Source organism: Campylobacter sp. US33a (genome assembly GCF_004378855.1).
Lineage (GTDB): Bacteria > Campylobacterota > Campylobacteria > Campylobacterales > Campylobacteraceae > Campylobacter_D.
Genome location: NZ_RYYL01000003.1, coordinates 164088 through 181545 on the forward strand (window position 1 = coordinate 164088; position 17458 = coordinate 181545).

Consider the following 17458-nt stretch of genomic DNA (forward strand, 5'->3'; position numbering starts at 1 on the left):
AATGGATATAAAAATTTCAGAAATTGCAAATTTGCCTAGCAAATGGGGAAATTTTAAAATACAAAGCTTTAAAGAAGGGGAAAAAGAGCATTTATGTATTTTTAAAAATAAACCAAAAGATACATTAAATTTAAGAATCCACTCAGAATGTCTAACCGGCGATGCTTTGGGAAGTTTAAAATGTGATTGCGGGGAACAGCTTGAATTTTCACTAAAATACATAGAAAAAAACAGTGGAATGGTAATTTATCTAAGACAAGAAGGAAGAGGAATTGGACTTTTTAACAAAGTCAATGCTTATGCTTTGCAAGATAAAGGATTTGATACCATAAAAGCCAATCACCAGCTAGGTTTTAAAGCCGATGAAAGAACTTATGAAATTGTGAAATTTATGCTAAAACATTATGAGATTTCAAAACTAAATTTGCTTACAAATAATCCTTTAAAAATAGAATGTTTAAAAGACAAAATCATTTCTCGTGTGCCAATCATCATTGATGCAAACAAATTTAATGCTTCGTACTTAGAAATAAAACAAAGTAAAATGGGACACTTGCTTTGAATTTAGATTTTTTATATACTTACTTAAATGATTTTAACAAAGAAGATTTTAAATGTAAAATTAAAATCTATAAAGATCTTTTGACTAAGTTTAATCACATTCATAATCTTACAAATTTTAAAAATATTGATGAGAATATCCTTGATAGTATTGAAATTTTAAAATTTTTTGATTTTCAAAAAGCAAAAAATATTGCTGATATTGGAAGCGGAGCAGGATTTCCTGCGGTTTTTTTAACTCTTTTACTAAAAGGACATTTTCATCTTTTTGAACCAAATCCGAAAAAAGCGTCTTTTTTAAGAATGGTAAAAATAGAATGCGCTTTATCAAATTTAAGTATTTATAAAGAAAAAGTGCAAAATTGCAAACTAGATTTTAAAGCTGATATTATTACTTCAAGGGCTTTAATGGATGTTAAACCTTTGCTTGAAATTTGCACAAATTTATGCGATGAAAATACAAAATTTATTTTATATAAAGGCAGTGAAATTTATGAAGAGTTAAAGGGTTTAGAAGAATATGAAATTTTTGAAAATGGTTTTAGAAAATATTGTATATTAAAAGCGACAAAAGAGTCGCTTTAAAATTATTGAATGATATTGGCACTAAAAGTAATATCCACTAAAGGCCAAGAAATTCCACCATGTCCTGGCGCTACATCACTTAAAGCTTTTAAAGCTTTACTTGCATTTTTAAAAGTATGCAAATCAAACTGACCTTTAGCTTCAAATTTATTATTTTCTATAGTATAAGTTAATGGAACCATAACACTTTTTCTATCCATGGTAATTTTAGCTGAAATTACACCCTTATTCTCACCCATAATAACTTCTTCAAATGATACTTTTATATCAGAATTTCCAAGCAAAGCAGGGAAAAATACTTTAACTACATTTTCAGTAATAATATCGTTATCTTCACCCATAAAAGCATCGCTTGGTTTAATAATAGCCTTAGCTCCTTTTAAATAACTTGCTAAATCTCCAGTATTTTTAGAAAATTTATACTTCACATTTTTAAATTCCCCAGGAACTCCTACCATTTGCTCTGTTTTATAGGCTTGAAAATTTACTTTTAAAGTATTTTGATCAAAACTAACAGCATTTAAACCTGAAACAAGTAACAATAAAGCCACAGCAAAAAAACTTTTTTTCATTTTTTCTCCTTAATTTAAAATTAATAAGAGAATTATAATCTTATTTAATTAACAAAGTACAGCTTGAAATTCAAGCACTAAAAAATACCCTCCAAAAAACAAAACCAAACTCAAAATCAAAGCCAAAACAAAAACCCTTAATCCACTTTTAATAAAATTCTTAAAATCAACCTGAAGCCCCAAAGCAGCCATAGCAAAAACAATACAAATATTACAAAGCATTTTCATTGCATTAATAATATCTTGAGTATAAATTCCCAAAAATTTTTCTTGATGAAATAAATAAGTATTTAACATTATAATAAATAAAAAAATAAGTGCAAAATAAGGTATAGTAATTTTTTTAAAACTATTTTTACCCTCTTTTTTCTGAGTTTTTGTGATCACATAAGCCACGATAAGCAAAAAAGGCACAAGTAAAATCACTCGCATCATTTTAATAATCACAGCTAAATTTGCCGCATTTTGAGAAAATCCTACCATATCTTTAGCTATTTGAGTTGCGCCAACAACATTAGCCACCTCATGTAAAGTTACACCCATAAAAATTCCCATAGCATTTTCATTTAAATTTAAAAAATCTAAAGAAAAAAGCACGGGATATAAAAACATAAAAATAAGTCCAAAAACTACCACACTTCCCACAGCCAAAACACCCTTAGAAGCATCGCTTTTCAAGCTTGATTCTAGAGCCAAAACAGCTGCAGCGCCACAAATAGCACTTCCTGCACCCACAAGCATAGAAGTTTCTTTATCAAGTTTTAAAATTTTAACTCCGACAAACACAGCAATTAAAAATATTATCAAAATGACAATAAATGACAATAAAAATCCCCATATTCCAACATTTAAAAGTTCATTTAAGGTGATATTAAATCCATATAAAATAATGCCTAATTTCAATAATTTTTTAGCACTAAAATGTACGCCAACACGCAGATGATGCTGGTATTTGAAAAAATATGGCGAGAATAAAACCCCTATAATAATAGCAAAGGCAGTGGCAGCTAAATGTGTATTTTCTTTTATACTTGGGATACTAGATAAATAAAAAGAAAAAGCAACAATACAAGCCGTAAAAACCAGTCCTTTAAAATTTGATTTTAATATGAGAAAAAGTGATAAAAACATTTTCATTATCCTTTAATTTAATTTTTGGTGTTATTTTAATTTTTTTTATATAATAATAAAAATATATTATTTTAATTTTTATCATAAATATTTTAAATTATTTTTTAAGGTTAAAATCATGAAAATCAAAGATATGGAAATTTTTTTAGATCTCTTAAATACCCAAAGTCCCACCTTAACTGCAAATAATTTTTCTACCACTCAACCTAATATTTCAATTATCATTAAAAATTTAGAACAACAACTGGGAGAAATTCTTTTTGAAAGGCTAGGCAAAAAACTTTTACCAACTCCAAAAGCGCTGTCTTTAGCACAAATATGGAGTGATCTGGTTAAAACATATTACGCAAGTTTAGAAAATTTAAACAATGAAACCTTATTAGGCGAAATTAAAATTGCCGCAACACAAAGTATAGCGGAATATTTTATAGCTGATATTTTATTTGATTTTAAATTACACTTCCCTAAAACAAAAATTTACTTTCAAACTTGCAATACCAAAGAATGTTTTGAATTTTTAAAGAAAGGTTTAGTGGAATTTTGTATTGTAGAAAGCGAGATTGAACCTATCATTTTACATAACGAACAAATTAAATCCAAACTATGGCATCAAGATGAGCTTATAATCGTTAGTAATGATAAAGCTTTAAGTCAAAAAGCAGTTTATATCGATGAATTGCTAAATTATAAATGGATACTTAGAGAACAAGGATCGGGTCTTAGAACTAGGTTTTTGGATGAAATAAATAAAGCAGGTATTACTTTGCCTATTTTTTTAGAATTAGATCGAATGAATGCCATAAAAGAACTAGTTTTAAACAAAAATGCACTTTCTGTGCTTCCAAAAAAAGCTGTAGGAAAAGAACTTTACAACAAAACTCTTTATGCTATAAAACTAAAAAACATTGATCTTAAAAGAAATTTTTATACACTTAAAAGAAAGGGGTATGATTTTAATCCTTTATTAGACAAATTTGAAAAATTCTTATTTTTAGCAAAAGATAATTTCAAATAATTTTTCATTTAGTTACAAGGAATGAGATATTTGCAAAAAATATTTTAATTTCTTAAATCCTTTATGCAACAAAAAGCAAATTTCAAACATAATTATATCTACACATTTTTTAAATAAAGGGCAAACTATGAAAAACGATAAACAAATCATCATTTTTGATACAACCTTAAGAGACGGCGAGCAAGCTTTACAACAATCTCTTAATATCAATCAAAAACTGCAAATTGCCCTTGCACTCGAAAATCTAGGCGTTGATGTGATAGAAGCGGGTTTTCCTGTATCTTCTCCAGGAGATTTTAACTCAGTACAAACCATAGCAAAAAATGTAAAAAATTCTACCATTTGTGCTTTAGCACGTGCCGTGGATAAAGATATCGATGCTTGCTATGAGGCTTTAAAAATCGCTTCTAGGTTTAGAATTCATACTTTTATAGCCACTTCGACCTTGCATGTAAAAGATAAATTAAAAAAAGATTTTGATGAAATCATCGCTATGGCACAAAAAGCTATTAAAAGGGCAAGAAACTATACTAATGATGTGGAATTTTCTTGCGAAGATGCAGGAAGGACGCCTATTGATAATCTTTGTTTGATGGTAGAAAAAGCCATTGAAGCAGGTGCTACAACCATTAATATTCCAGACACAGTTGGCTATACCCTACCTTATGAATTTGGTCATATCATTAAAACTTTATTTGATAAAGTTCCTAATATAGATAAAGCTATCATTTCAGTGCATTGTCATAATGACTTAGGCATGGCAACAGGTAACAGTCTTAGCGCCATCATGCAAGGAGCAAGACAAATAGAATGTACCATAAATGGACTTGGTGAAAGAGCTGGAAATTGTGCTTTAGAAGAGATTGCAATGGCAATTAAAACAAGGACTCATTATATGAATGAACTTTACACTAATATCATTCACGAAAATATCGCCAAAACTTCAAAACTTGTAGCAGCTATTTGCAACGAGCCCGTGCCTTCACATAAAGCCATAGTGGGCTCAAATGCATTCTCTCACAGTTCTGGAATTCATCAAGATGGTGTGCTTAAAAATAGACAAACTTACGAAATTATAACCCCTCAAAGTATAGGTTTGCATGAAAACAGAATGTTAATGACAGCAAGAAGCGGAAGAGCTATGATAAAAACTTGTCTTGATAATCTTGGTTATGCCGAAAATACTTATAATTTAGATGATGTATATGAAAGATTTTTACGCCTTGCGGACAAAAAAGGACAAGTGTATGAGTATGATTTGGAAGCTTTAATGTTTTTAAGCCAAGATATGGAAGATAAGGCACAATTTGTTCTTGAAAATTTAAATGTAATTAGCGGCGGAAAAGGTGTGATTCCAACTGCTTCTGTACAAATGCTAATTGATGGGGAATTAAAAACAGAATCAAGCACCGGAAATGGTCCAGTAGAAGCGGTTTTTAACTGCATCACAAGACTCACTCAAATTGATTGCGTTTTGATAAATTATATCATCAATGCTAAAAGCTCAGGAGTGGATGCGCAAGGACAAGTGGATGTGGATGTGGAATTTAAAGGCAGAAAATTCCATGGAAAAGGCCTTTCAACCGATGTTATAGAATCTTCCGCACAAGCTTTTATTAGTGTGTGCAATGCAATTTATAGAGCTTTGATAATAGAAAATGCAAAAAGGAGTGAAAAATGAATTCATATAAAATAGCAGTTTTAGCAGGTGATGGCATCGGTCCTTTGGTAATGAAGGAAGCGATTAAAATTTTAAATTTTGTTGGTGCTAAATTTAATTTCAAACTTCACTTAAATGAAGCAAAAATAGGTGGTGCAAGTATTGATGCTTATGGGGTAGCGTTAAGTGATGATACTTTAAAACTTTGCGAAAATTCAGACGCTATTTTATTTGGCTCTGTAGGTGGACCAAAATGGGATAATTTACCCATAGAACAAAGACCCGAAAGGGCTTCACTTTTACCTTTACGCAAACATTTTAATCTTTTTGCAAATTTTCGTCCTGCAAAAATTTATCCTAATTTAGAGCATTTATCGCCTTTGAAAAATGAAATTGTCTCAAAAGGCGTAGATATTTTATGTGTAAGAGAATTAACAGGAGGAATTTATTTTGGCAAACCTCAAGGCACTAAAGATGACGGTAATACCGCTTTTGACACAGAAATTTACTCACGCAAAGAGATAGAAAGAATCGCTCAAATTGCCTTTGAAAGTGCAAGACTTAGACGCAAAAATGTTGTTTCTATCGATAAAGCAAATGTATTGCAAAGCTCTATTTTATGGAGAAAAGTTGTTAGCGAAGTTGCAGGGAATTATCCTGATGTAAAATTGGAACACATGTATATAGACAATGCAACCATGCAACTCATCAAAAATCCATCTCAATTTGATGTTGTGCTATGTAGCAATCTTTTTGGTGATATTTTAAGCGATGAAATGGCAATGATCACAGGCTCTATGGGAATGCTTTCTTCTGCTAGCATTAATGAGAAAAAATTTGGACTTTATGAGCCAGCCGGTGGGAGCGCGCCAGATATTGCACATTTAAATATTGCTAATCCTATAGCGCAAATTTTAAGTGCTGCTTTAATGCTTGAGTATTCTCTTAATGAAGTCAAAGCTGCTAAAGCCATCGAAAATGCTATCAGTAAAACCTTAAAACAAGGAAAATTCACAAAAGATCTAAACCCACAAAATTATCTTAGCACTGATGAAATGGGTGATGCAATTTTACAAAATTTGGAGTGTAATAATGGGTAAAACTTTATATGAAAAGGTTTATGAAAGCCATATCGTTTTTCAGGGACAAAATGAAATTCCAACGCTTTATATCGACAGACATTTAATTCACGAAGTTACAAGCCCTCAAGCTTTTTCAGGACTTAAACTAGCAGGACGAAAAATGGCAAGAGCAGACTTAACACTTGCAACAATAGATCATGATGTTTCAACCAAAAGTAGTGATTTAAACGCCTGTTCCACTATGGCACAAGAGCAAATCACAACCTTGATGCAAAACACAAAAGAATTTGGCGTAAGGCTTTTTGGTTTAGGAGATGAAAATCAAGGCATAGTCCATATCATAGGTCCCCAGCTTGGTTTTACTCTACCTGGGACTACTTTGGTATGTGGGGATTCTCATACGGCTACACATGGCGCATTTGGTGCTTTAGCTTTTGGCATAGGGACTTCTGAAGTTGAACATGTTATGGCAACACAAACCCTAAAACAAGCAAAATTAAAAACCATGAAAATAGAATGCAAAGGACGCCTTAAAGAAGGGGTTTATGCAAAAGATTTAATTCTTTATATCATAGGAAAACTAGGCACTGCAGGTGGCACAGGTTATGCGGTTGAATTTTGCGGTGAAGCGGTAAAGAAATTAAGCATGGAAGGGAGAATGACTCTTTCGAATATGGCTATAGAAATGGGTGCAAAAACCGGAATGATCGCTCCTGATGAAGTAACTTTTGAATACATTAAAAACAAAGAATTTGCCCCAAAAGATAAAGAATTTGAAAGCCAAGTTGAAAAATGGAAAGAGCTTAAAAGCGATGCGGATGCAAAATTCGATCAAGTCATAGAAATTGACGCTAGTCTTATAGAGCCTCAAGTAACTTATGGGACAAATCCTGGACAAGTTATAGGCATAAATGATCATATCCCTACTCAAAGTACATTCCAAAACGAAGTGGATAAAAAAACCTTAATGGACGCTCTAAACTATACAAAACTTCGAGAAGGACAAAAAATTAATGGAGTAGATATTGACTTAGTTTTTATCGGATCTTGCACCAATGGTCGTATTGAGGATTTTAGAGCTGCAGCAGAAATTTTAAAAGGCAAAAAAATCAACCCTAAAGTAGTAGCTCTAGCTGTACCAGGTTCAATGTGGGTAAAAAAACAAGCCGAATTAGAAGGCTTAGATCAAATTTTTATCAATGCGGGTTTTGAATGGAGATTACCAGGTTGTTCTATGTGTCTTGCCATGAATGATGATAAAGCTGGGGCTGGACAAAGAGTGGCTTCAACCTCAAATCGCAATTTTGTTGGAAGACAAGGCAAAGACTCTATCACTCATTTAATGTCTCCTGCAAGTGCTGCAGCTGCGGCTATTGAGGGCAAAATTTGTGATCCTAGAAAATATTTAAAGGCTTAAAATGGAAAAATTTATCACTCATAAAGGCATTGCTTGTCCTTTAGACTTTGCTAATATCGATACAGATCAAATCATACCTAAGCAATTTTTACTTTCTGTTTCTAAAAAAGGTTTTGGTAAACATTTATTTCACGATTTGCGTTATTTAGATGACAAAGAAAGTGTTTTGAATCCTGAATTTAATTTAAATAAAACAGAATTTCAAAGCGCTTCCATTCTTGTTACTAGAGATAATTTTGGCAATGGATCTTCAAGAGAACACGCACCATGGGCTTTAATGGATTATGGTATTAAAGTCATCATTGCTCCAAGCTTTGCTGATATTTTTAAAAATAATGCTTTGGGAAATGGATTATTAACCATCACACTTGAAGAAAGTAAAGTGCAATGGCTCATAGAAATACTTCAAACAAATGAAAACAAATGCTTAGAAATCTCTCTTTTAGAAAAAAAGGTTTATGCTTTTGGGAAAGAATTTGATTTTGAAATTGATGAATTTTACCGCAATTGCCTTTTAAATGGTCTCGATAAGATAGATCTTACTTTGCAATATCAAGATGAGATTAAAAAATACGAAAATCATTCTCAAGTTTATTTGGTTTAAACATTATGGATAAAAATTTATAACTTTCTTGCCACAGAGATTGTTTATTTCACTCAGGATGACAAAAAGTATTACTCTCCCAGATAACACTACACTCCGTCATTCTGAACGAATGTGAAGAATCTCTTATTGTATTAAAACTTTTTTTAATGAAAAACTTTATTTAAATAAAGATCCTTCACCATGTTCAGGATGACTAAGACCACTTAAATCCTTCGTTTCACTTGGGAAGAAAAATTATTTTCTTTAAGACAACTGAAAAACACATTGCTCTTTTAAGGCTAACTGCCTAATCTTTTTTCTAACACTCATAAGATAGCGAAAACGCTCTTTCGCAATAATGAATTTACCCATCATTATGAGCAATACGAAGAATCTCCCTACTCTTTCTAGTCATTCTGAGTGAAGTAAAACGAAATGAAGAATCTCTATATATCGCATCTAAACCCTAAAATGAAGAAAAAATCTGCTAAATTTAACTCCCACTCTCTCGCATTTTTCGCTTGGCTAATCCCATTTGCTCATAACCATCAATTTCTGATTTATAAATACCATAACGCTTATTAAGCTCTCTATTAAGAAAAGAGATATTTTTCGCACTCGCATTAGGATGTGCTGCAAAAAGTGCGATAAAATCAAGTTTTTCTTTCATGGCTTGACTAAGTTGTTTTGATTTTTTTTTATCAAATTTTTGAGTGTTGATAAACATAATAGCAAATTCTTGAAGTTGCTGGGAATTTAATCTTGTATTTTCTAAAGCACTTTTTAAAGCCTCTAAATTTAAAATTTCATTTTTTTGTTGAGTTTTTTGAGATTTTTTAACTAAATCTCGATTTTTATGCAGTAAAATCAAAGCCACCACACAAGCAATAACAAGTGCAATGGCTAAAATTAAAATAAATATTAAAACCGATTTGTCATTCATACTTTTTTAACATAAGAACGTTTAAAATACGCCACAAACCCTAAAATAACCATTGCTAAAAATCCCCAATAAACATAATCTGGAATTTTCGCAGCCTCTCCTGCTGCATAAGAATGAAGTCCCACAAGGAAATAATTCACCCCAAAATAAGTCATAATAATACTCCAATAAGCAAACATAGAAATAAGAGCGAAATTATATTGATTTAAAAAGTTCGGTATCATTCTTAAGTGCAAAATGGCAGCATAGACCAAAATACTCACTAAAGCCCAAGTTTCCTTGGAATCCCAACTCCAATATCTTCCCCAGCTTTCATTTGCCCAAACCGCACCTAAGAAATTTCCAACAGTAAGTAAACAAAGTCCTAAGATCATTGCCATTTCACTAATTCTTGTCGCTTCGGTAATATTTCTTAATATATTTCCATTGGCTTTTCCATCTTTTCTAAGAAAACACATTAAAACTAAAACAAAAATTCCAAGCAAGGCACAAAGTCCTAAAAATCCATAACTTGCAGTAATAACAGATACATGGATACTAAGCCAATAAGAATTTAAAACCGGCATAATATTTGTAATTTGCGGATCCATTTCATTAAGATGTGCAACCATTAAAGTTATGCCTGCTAGAATAGAAGTTAAAGATAGCGCTATTGGACTTTTACGCGAAAAGAAAATACCTGATAAAGCCAAGGCCCATGCAATATAAACCATACTCTCATAAGCATTACTCCAAGGCGCACGCTCAGCTAAATACCATCTAAGTCCGAGCCCTAAAGTATGGATTAAAAACGCAATGATATTAAAAATATAAATAGCTTTAAAAACAAAATTTATTTTTAAACTAGATTTTAACATCTTGGTGAAAACCAAAAGCAAAAGCAAAATACCTGCAACTAGATAAATTTTAATAAGCTCGACAAAGATTTGTGCTTTATTAACAAAAAGTTCTGTTTTTATTTTACTATCGCTTGGTATAATCGACGCACCGTATTCATTTTGATAAGCTTTTATATATGTTAAATTCTGATTTGCTTTTTCCCAATCTCCAGTTTGAATCGCTTGTATTGCAGAATTAATATAATTTTGAAATAAAGTAAAAATAATAGCTTGTTCTTTATTTTGAGTCTGATTCATTGCTTCAAAAAAAGAATACCATTCATTATTAATAGCATTTTGAGCAGGGAAAATTTTAAAAAGTTCTCCATAAAATACCAAAGCAACGATATTAAATCTTTCATCGAGCTTGAGTATTTCTTTATTAAAAACCCCTCTAGCATTTTGATTTTGACGGTTAGCGTTTTCTACATATCTTTGAATTTTATAAGTATTATCAGCATTTAAAAAATCATTGTATGAAACATATTTATGATCTATATTTTCATCCAAACCTAAAATTTTAGCAATCTCTTTTCTTACAGCAGCATTTGGTGGCATGGCAATGATTTTTTCATCAGCCCATATTTTTGCATTAACCAGCATAGAAAGCATCACCGCATTAGCGTTTTGTCCCTTATAACTTGAGTTTTTATGAACTTTTTCTAAAATTTCCCTTGCCAAAGTATCAAAAGGAACCATTCTACCACCATTTCTTTGCACGATTAAAGTGCTTAAACTTTTGGCATGCTCGTCTGAAATTTGTGGTAGTTCTTGTGCTTTAACTTCATTGGTAAAAAACACCAAACTTGCAAAAGCAATAGCAGAAGTATATTTTAAAGCGTCCTTATTGACTAATTTTGCAAGAATTCTAAACCTTGAATTTGGATTTAAAATATTTAAAAACATTCCCAAAGAAAGCAAAATATAACCTATATAAGTTGGTATTTTACCAGGATCTTTATTTACCGAAAGTACAGTGCCTTTTTCATCCTGATCGTAAGAACTTTGATAAAAACGATATCCTTCATAGTCTAAAACATTATTCATGAAAATCCTATAATCAAATTTTTTGTCTCCGTGAGTCACAGTGATTTCGCTAGCATAAGACTTTGGAGACATTGAACCCGCATAGCGATCAAGCTGAAAATCTCTCAGATAAACTTCAAAAGGTAGCTCATGAACAGAAGTATTCCAAGCGATGAAAAATTTCTCTCCACTAAGTTCTACAACACTAGGTTTAGCAAATTCAAAGACAAAAATGTTTGCTTTTTCACCCTTATATTCAACCTCTAATTCTAAAGCATTTCTGGCCATTTTCAGATCATGAGGCTGGTATTTGGTATCCATAGCAAAAGTTTTTAAAGAAAGCAAAGGTTCATTTTTCCACGCACTTGCCTCACCAAATAAAGCAATTAATGAAGTTCTTGCAAGTTCTATCCATCTAGTGCCAAACCATAACCAAAAACTCTCATCTTCAGGACGATTAATTCCTTGAATTTGAGTGCTTGCATGCAAAGAGGCAAATTGTATTACAAAGCTATTTCCATTTATATTATATAAGCGTTTTTGATCTGTGCTTGCATTTTTTCCAGCTTTTAAAACACCATTTTCGCCAGTTTGCATAGCAAAAAATTCCAAATCATTGCTGGAGCTAAGATTTAAATTTTGATCAATTTTTACATAAGGACTAGGAAGCTTATCAACTAAGAAACCAAAATTAACACCATCAATGGTTTTAATTTCTCCTTGAGTAAGTTTAATGATTTGCGAATTTCCATTTTTATCCGCTAACATAAAGCTGAGTAAAGCACTAGTATTTTCATCTTCTATCATCACTTCTTTGGCATCTAAAATTAAATTTTTATAACTTAATTTTGCCTTCTCATCCCCATCTCCGACTTTAAGATTTAATTCAAAATTATTTGCAAAAGGAAGTACGGCTATGTCTTTTTGCATCGCTTGACCATAAATTTTATTATCTTTTAAAGTTGAAAATTTAATAAAAGATTTGGAGCTTACGACAACGGAATTAGACTCGTTTTCTCTAATACTTAATATCCCTTCATAACCTCCATAACGAGTCATTGCAGAACCTAAAAGAATGAATAAAAAAGAAAGATGAAAGAGCATCAATGGAAATTTTTTCAACATAAACATTTTGTAAGTAAACATTGCACAAAGCAAATTTATGCCCAATAAAAGCTGCAAAAAACCAAACCATAAAGTACCATAAATCATAGCCCAAGCAGTAGGTGTTCCATAAGCACTTTCTATAAAAGTTGCTAAACCGCTAAAAAAAGCAAAAAGTAAAAATAGTATGATAGAATTTTTAATATTCCCAATACTTTTGATTATTGTTCTCATTTAGACCTTCTTTTTGATAATTTAAAAAAACAAATTATAAATCAGAGTATTTAACTCTTTGTAACATTTATAAGAAAATAAATATACTTCAATGATTTTGATAAAGCAATTACTTTTAGTAACAAAATCACACACCTAAGTATTTTTTGCGAATCTCATCATCACCTATAATATCACTAGCTTTACCGTGCATAGGAATTTTTCCATTTTCTAAAACATAAGCATAATCACTGATTTTTAAAGCAGAATAAGCATTTTGTTCTACTAAAAGTATAGTAATACCCTCTTCTTTTAAACGCACTATGGTATCAAAAACTTCTCCAACAATTTTAGGCGCAAGTCCCAAAGAAGGTTCGTCAAGCATTAAAAGCTTAGGTTCGCTCATCAAAGCTCTTGAGATAGCAAGCATTTGTGCTTCTCCTCCACTTAAAGTTCCAGCTAAAGCGTTCTTTTTGCTTGCAAGTCTAGGGAAAATTTTATACATTTGCTCCCTTAAGTGCTCATAATTTTCAGCGTTATTAAATGCTCCAATTTTTAAATTCTCATCAATGCTAAGATTAATAAAAACACGCCTACCTTCAGGAACTAAAGCTATACCTTTTTCTACTAAAGTATGAGTAAGATGTCTTTTGGTATCATAACCCAAAAAATTAATCTCCCCTTTTCTTTTAACGATATTAAGCATTGCATTTAAGGTGGAAGTTTTTCCAGCACCATTAGAGCCTATTAAAGAAACAATATGTCCTGTTTCTACTTTAAAATCAATACCTTTAACCGCTTCAATCAAACCATAATAAACATGCAAATTCTTAACTACTAGCATTAAAATCCCCTAAATAAGCCGCTATAACATCTTTGTTTTCTACTGCATCGCTAACCTTGCCTTCAAAAATTGTTTTACCATAATCTAAAACCAAAACTCTATCGCAAAGCTTGTTTACAAATTTCATATCATGTTCTATAAGCAACACGCTAATCTTATAATCTTTTCTTAATTTAAAAATAAGTTCTGCAAGCTCATCGCTTTCTGCTCCATTCATTCCAGCAGCTGGTTCGTCAAGCAAAAGGAGTCTTGGACTTGTCGCCATAGCTCTTGCAATCTCTACTTTTCTTTGTTGTCCATAGCTCAAACTCGTAGCCTTTTCTTGTGCAAGCTCCGCAATACCAAGTTCTTCTAAAAGCTCATAAGCCTTAGTTTGAAATTCTTTTTCTACTTTTCTAAAACGCCCAAAATGTAAAAAAGCTTCAAAAATACTATACTTCATTTGATGATTAAAACCTATTAATACATTTTCTAACACATTCATACTTGAAAAAAGGCGTATGTTTTGAAAGGTTCGCGCTATCCCCAAATGCACTATTTTATGTGGTTTTAAATGATCTATCCTTTGATTTTTAAAAAAAACCTTACCGCTTGTAGGTTTATAATTTCCGGTAATAATATTAAAAAGTGTAGTTTTGCCAGCACCATTTGGTCCAATAAGTCCAAAAATTTCACCCTCATTGATACAAAAAGAAGTTTCATTTATAGCTTTTACTCCACCAAAGCTCTTAGAAATTTTTTCCAAATTAAGTATCATTGTTTTCTCCCATTTTTAGGGTTTTTCTTAAATTTCAAAAAGTCTAAAAGCTCTTTATCTCCCATTAAACCTTTTCGTGCAAAAAGCATAACAAGAATAAGCGCCAATGAAAAAACAACCATTCTAAGTCCTGGTCTTGCTTCAGTTTGATAACCAAAAATATTCATACTTTCATCTAAAAATCTTAGCCATTCACTTCCACCTATTACCAAAACAGCTCCAATAATTGCCCCAGTTGTTGATCCTAGTCCGCCCAAAACAATAATAATCAATAATTGAAAAGTTAGCAAAAAGTCAAATTGTTCCGGAGAAACAGAAGCTAAAAAGTATGCCAAAAGTCCGCCACCTACACCTTCTAAAAACGCCGAAGTGCCAAAAGCTAATGTTTTAATCCAAAAAGTATGAATTCCCATCGCACTAGCGGCATCCTCATCATCTCTTATGGCTTTCATAGCTCTACCGTATTTTGAATAGGTAATATTTAAAATAAGAATAACAGAAATAATTGCTATACCACCTGCCCAATAAATAAGATCTGAAGACTTAGGCAAATCACTAGAGCTTAAAGTAAGCCCCAAAGAACCATTGGTTATTGAAGGAAAATTAATTGCCAAAAGCTTAATGATAATACCAAAACCTAAAGTTACAATAGCCAAATAATCCCCTCTTACGCGAAAAACAGCAAAAGAAAGAATAAAAGAAAGCAAACAAGAAAAAAATCCAGCCGCCAATAAAGCTAAAATAAAATTTGGAGAATGAAAAGCTAAGATAAAAGTGCTTGGATCCTCTAATGAAAATTGATCGATTTTGCTTTCGCTATTTAAAAGCAACAAGGCTGTTACATAAGCTCCTATGGCTACAAAACCATTGGGCTCGAGTGAAAATTGCCCTGTAACTCCGTTGATAAGATTGTAACTGATAGCCAAAATAATAAAAATAGCAATATTGCTTAATATTCTTTCTCCATAATCATCAAAAAAATACGGAGAAACAATAATAAAAGCGATAGCAATAATTAAAAATAATAAATGAAAAAACTTGTTTTCAATTTTAGTGAAATCCATATTTAAAACCTACTTTTTTCAAAATTAATACCCAAAATTCCTGTGGGTTTAAAGAGTAAAATAAATACCAAGAAAATAAAAGCGAAAGCATCTTTAAATCCTGCCATTTCTGGAATTAAAGCCACGAAAACAACTTCGGTAAAACCAATGATTAATCCGCCTAAAACCGCACCTACAACCGACCCAATACCTCCTAAAACCGCAGCTGCAAAAGCTTTAAGTCCTATTAAAGTTCCCATAGTAGGATCAACGGAAGGATAACTACTTGCCCAAAAAACACCGCCAACTGCAGCCAAAGCAGAACCCAAAGCAAATACAATAGCAATAATTTTATTTGCATCAATTCCCATTAAATTTACAGTATGTATATCAAAAGCTAAAGCTCTAATGGCAATACCATACTTGCTTTTATAAAGTATAAAAAGCACAATAAGTAAAATTAATAAAGTTAAAATTGGTATTACTATATTAATCACGCTCATACTAATACTACCAAAATTTATCACCTCTTGAAGGTATTCAGGAACTTCAAAAAATCTTGGTGTAGAACCAAAAAACATATTGAAAAGATTTTGTATCAAATAACTAATACCAATAGCTGTAATAAGCAAAGAAATCCGAGGAGCTTTTCTTAAGGGTTTATAGGCAATTTTATCAATAGCTATACCCACACAAGCTGCAAAAATCATCGCCAAAGATAAGGCCCCTAAAAAAGGGACTCCCATAGAAGTCACGCAAAAAAGTGCAGCATATGCACCCACCATCATAATATCGCCATGTGCAAAATTTATAAGTCTTAAAACACCATAAACCATTGTATAACCTATGGCAATAAGTGCATACATGCTGCCAAGACTAAAACCATTAATAAGTTGTTGAATTAATAAAGTAGAATCCATTTTTTTCCTAAGGGTTAATTAAATCTTTATAACTTTGTTTTTGATTTTTAATTTCTTTTACTACTACTGATCTAGTCGCATTGCCACTTTTATCAATGCTTATAACTCCGCTTACACCTTCATAATTATTGGTTTGATGAATTTTATCATTGACACAAGCTGGAGTGAGATTATCAACACAACGATTCATTGCATCAAACATTACAAAATATGCATCTGCACCCATTGCTGAAAAATTAGGCACTTCTTTAGAACCTTTAACTTTCGAATAAGCACCGATAAATTCTTTACTAAGCTTAGTAGGAGGGTTGTTATAATCAAAACTATCAGTAAAAATATAACCTTCGCTTGCATCTTGTGCAAGTTTAACAAAAGTCTCATCTGCTACGCCATCAGCTGAACCCATAGGCAATTTAAGTCCTGCGTTTTGAGCTTGGCGCACAAACAATGAGGCTTCATTATAATAAATTGGCAAATATACAAATTCAGGATTTAGTTTTTGAATTTGAGAAATAATGGCTTTATAATCTTTATCTCCCGAGCTCACACGCAACTTAGCCAAAATTTTACCGCCATTGGCTATAAATTCTTTTTCAAAAGCCTTTGCAAGTCCTAAAGAATAATCTGTCGTTTGATCCATTACAATAACAGCATTTTTATAATGAAGTTTAGAAAAAACATATTTTGCCAAAGATGAACCTTGAAAGCTATCCATAAAACATACACGACTAGAATAATTCTTTTTATTAAGTAATTTATCCCCAGTTGCAGCTGGAGCAATTACGGGTATTTTATTCTCTTCTGCTACTCTCATTACTTGCAAGGTATTAGCCGTTACCATTTCGCCAATAAGACCTATAACTTTATCTTGAGAAACAAGTCTAGTGGCCGCAGTAGAAGATTCTATTTTATCCCCTTTAGTATCTACAACGACGAGATTGATTTTATCTCCGTTTTTAAGAGTATTTTGCATAGAATTTGCAATTTTTATCCCATCAAGCGCACTTTGTCCATAAGCTGCTGTAGCACCAGTTAAGGGCATTACTATACCTATATTAATTTCTTTAGCTTGCAAGCTTAGAGTTAAAGCACAAAGGATAATTAAACCAATTTTTTTCACT

At 31.8% G+C, this 17458-nt stretch carries 16 protein-coding genes; 7 read left to right on the top strand and 9 right to left on the bottom strand.

Features of this window, described 5'->3' with window-relative positions; all coding sequences use genetic code 11:
- Nucleotide 1 precedes the first annotated feature (1 nt).
- Both ribA and rsmG read left to right on the top strand, forming a co-directional pair.
- The gene (gene ribA / locus ELQ16_RS03165; protein WP_134238123.1) at nt 2–562 is read left to right on the top strand and encodes a GTP cyclohydrolase II; all 561 of its coding nucleotides are present in this window, start codon (nt 2–4) and stop codon (nt 560–562) included.
- Nucleotides 559–1146, top strand: coding sequence for a 16S rRNA (guanine(527)-N(7))-methyltransferase RsmG (gene rsmG / locus ELQ16_RS03170; protein WP_134238124.1), 588 nt, complete (start codon nt 559–561; stop codon nt 1144–1146). The genes ribA and rsmG overlap by 4 nt, the downstream gene beginning before the upstream one ends.
- A gap of 2 nt (nt 1147–1148) precedes the next feature.
- On the opposite strand, the gene ELQ16_RS03175 is transcribed toward rsmG, so the two are convergent.
- Together ELQ16_RS03175 and ELQ16_RS03180 are read right to left on the bottom strand one after the other, a co-directional pair.
- Nucleotides 1149–1718: a hypothetical protein gene (locus ELQ16_RS03175; RefSeq protein ID WP_134238125.1), complete on the bottom strand. Its 570-nt coding sequence runs from the start codon at nt 1716–1718 to the stop codon at nt 1149–1151.
- Nucleotides 1719–1766: 48 nt separating this feature from the next.
- Nucleotides 1767–2849 carry a YeiH family protein gene (locus ELQ16_RS03180; RefSeq protein ID WP_407919956.1) on the bottom strand — a complete coding sequence of 361 codons (1083 nt, stop codon included), beginning with the start codon at nt 2847–2849 and terminating at the stop codon, nt 1767–1769.
- 118 nt (nt 2850–2967) lie between these two features.
- Here ELQ16_RS03180 and ELQ16_RS03185 point away from each other — a divergent pair, with 118 nt between their 5' ends.
- The 5 genes from ELQ16_RS03185 (at nt 2968) to leuD (ending at nt 8627) form a co-directional block, all read left to right on the top strand.
- Nucleotides 2968–3864, top strand: coding sequence for a LysR family transcriptional regulator (locus tag ELQ16_RS03185; protein ID WP_134238127.1), 897 nt, complete (start codon nt 2968–2970; stop codon nt 3862–3864).
- A 127-nt stretch (nt 3865–3991) separates the two neighbouring features.
- The gene (gene leuA, locus ELQ16_RS03190) at nt 3992–5545 is read left to right on the top strand and encodes a 2-isopropylmalate synthase (protein ID WP_134238128.1); all 1554 of its coding nucleotides are present in this window, start codon (nt 3992–3994) and stop codon (nt 5543–5545) included.
- Complete coding sequence (gene leuB / locus ELQ16_RS03195) at nt 5542–6624, top strand: 3-isopropylmalate dehydrogenase (RefSeq protein ID WP_134238129.1); 1083 nt, start codon at nt 5542–5544, stop codon at nt 6622–6624. The genes leuA and leuB overlap by 4 nt, the downstream gene beginning before the upstream one ends.
- Nucleotides 6617–8023, top strand: coding sequence for a 3-isopropylmalate dehydratase large subunit (gene leuC / locus ELQ16_RS03200; RefSeq protein ID WP_134238130.1), 1407 nt, complete (start codon nt 6617–6619; stop codon nt 8021–8023). The genes leuB and leuC overlap by 8 nt, the downstream gene beginning before the upstream one ends.
- Nucleotide 8024: 1 nt before the next feature.
- Nucleotides 8025–8627, top strand: coding sequence for a 3-isopropylmalate dehydratase small subunit (gene leuD, locus ELQ16_RS03205; protein ID WP_134238131.1), 603 nt, complete (start codon nt 8025–8027; stop codon nt 8625–8627).
- Between the two features lie 475 nt (nt 8628–9102).
- On the opposite strand, the gene ELQ16_RS03210 is transcribed toward leuD, so the two are convergent.
- From ELQ16_RS03210 to ELQ16_RS03240, 7 genes are all read right to left on the bottom strand, one after another.
- Nucleotides 9103–9552, bottom strand: coding sequence for a hypothetical protein (locus ELQ16_RS03210; protein ID WP_134238132.1), 450 nt, complete (start codon nt 9550–9552; stop codon nt 9103–9105).
- Complete coding sequence (gene ccsA, locus ELQ16_RS03215) at nt 9549–12794, bottom strand: cytochrome c biogenesis protein (protein ID WP_134238133.1); 3246 nt, start codon at nt 12792–12794, stop codon at nt 9549–9551. Before ccsA ends, ELQ16_RS03210 begins: the two co-directional genes overlap by 4 nt.
- Nucleotides 12795–12921: 127 nt before the next feature.
- On the bottom strand, nt 12922–13617 hold the full coding sequence (locus ELQ16_RS03220; protein ID WP_134238134.1) for an ABC transporter ATP-binding protein: 696 nt from the start codon (nt 13615–13617) through the stop codon (nt 12922–12924).
- Nucleotides 13604–14374, bottom strand: coding sequence for an ABC transporter ATP-binding protein (locus tag ELQ16_RS03225; RefSeq protein WP_134238135.1), 771 nt, complete (start codon nt 14372–14374; stop codon nt 13604–13606). The genes ELQ16_RS03220 and ELQ16_RS03225 overlap by 14 nt, the downstream gene beginning before the upstream one ends.
- Nucleotides 14371–15438, bottom strand: coding sequence for a branched-chain amino acid ABC transporter permease (locus ELQ16_RS03230; RefSeq protein ID WP_134238136.1), 1068 nt, complete (start codon nt 15436–15438; stop codon nt 14371–14373). Before ELQ16_RS03230 ends, ELQ16_RS03225 begins: the two co-directional genes overlap by 4 nt.
- A gap of 2 nt (nt 15439–15440) precedes the next feature.
- Nucleotides 15441–16337: a branched-chain amino acid ABC transporter permease gene (locus ELQ16_RS03235; RefSeq protein WP_134238137.1), complete on the bottom strand. Its 897-nt coding sequence runs from the start codon at nt 16335–16337 to the stop codon at nt 15441–15443.
- 7 nt (nt 16338–16344) lie between these two features.
- A complete protein-coding gene (locus ELQ16_RS03240) occupies nt 16345–17448 on the bottom strand; it encodes an ABC transporter substrate-binding protein (protein ID WP_243832580.1) in 1104 nt (367 codons plus the stop codon).
- Nucleotides 17449–17458 lie beyond the last annotated feature (10 nt).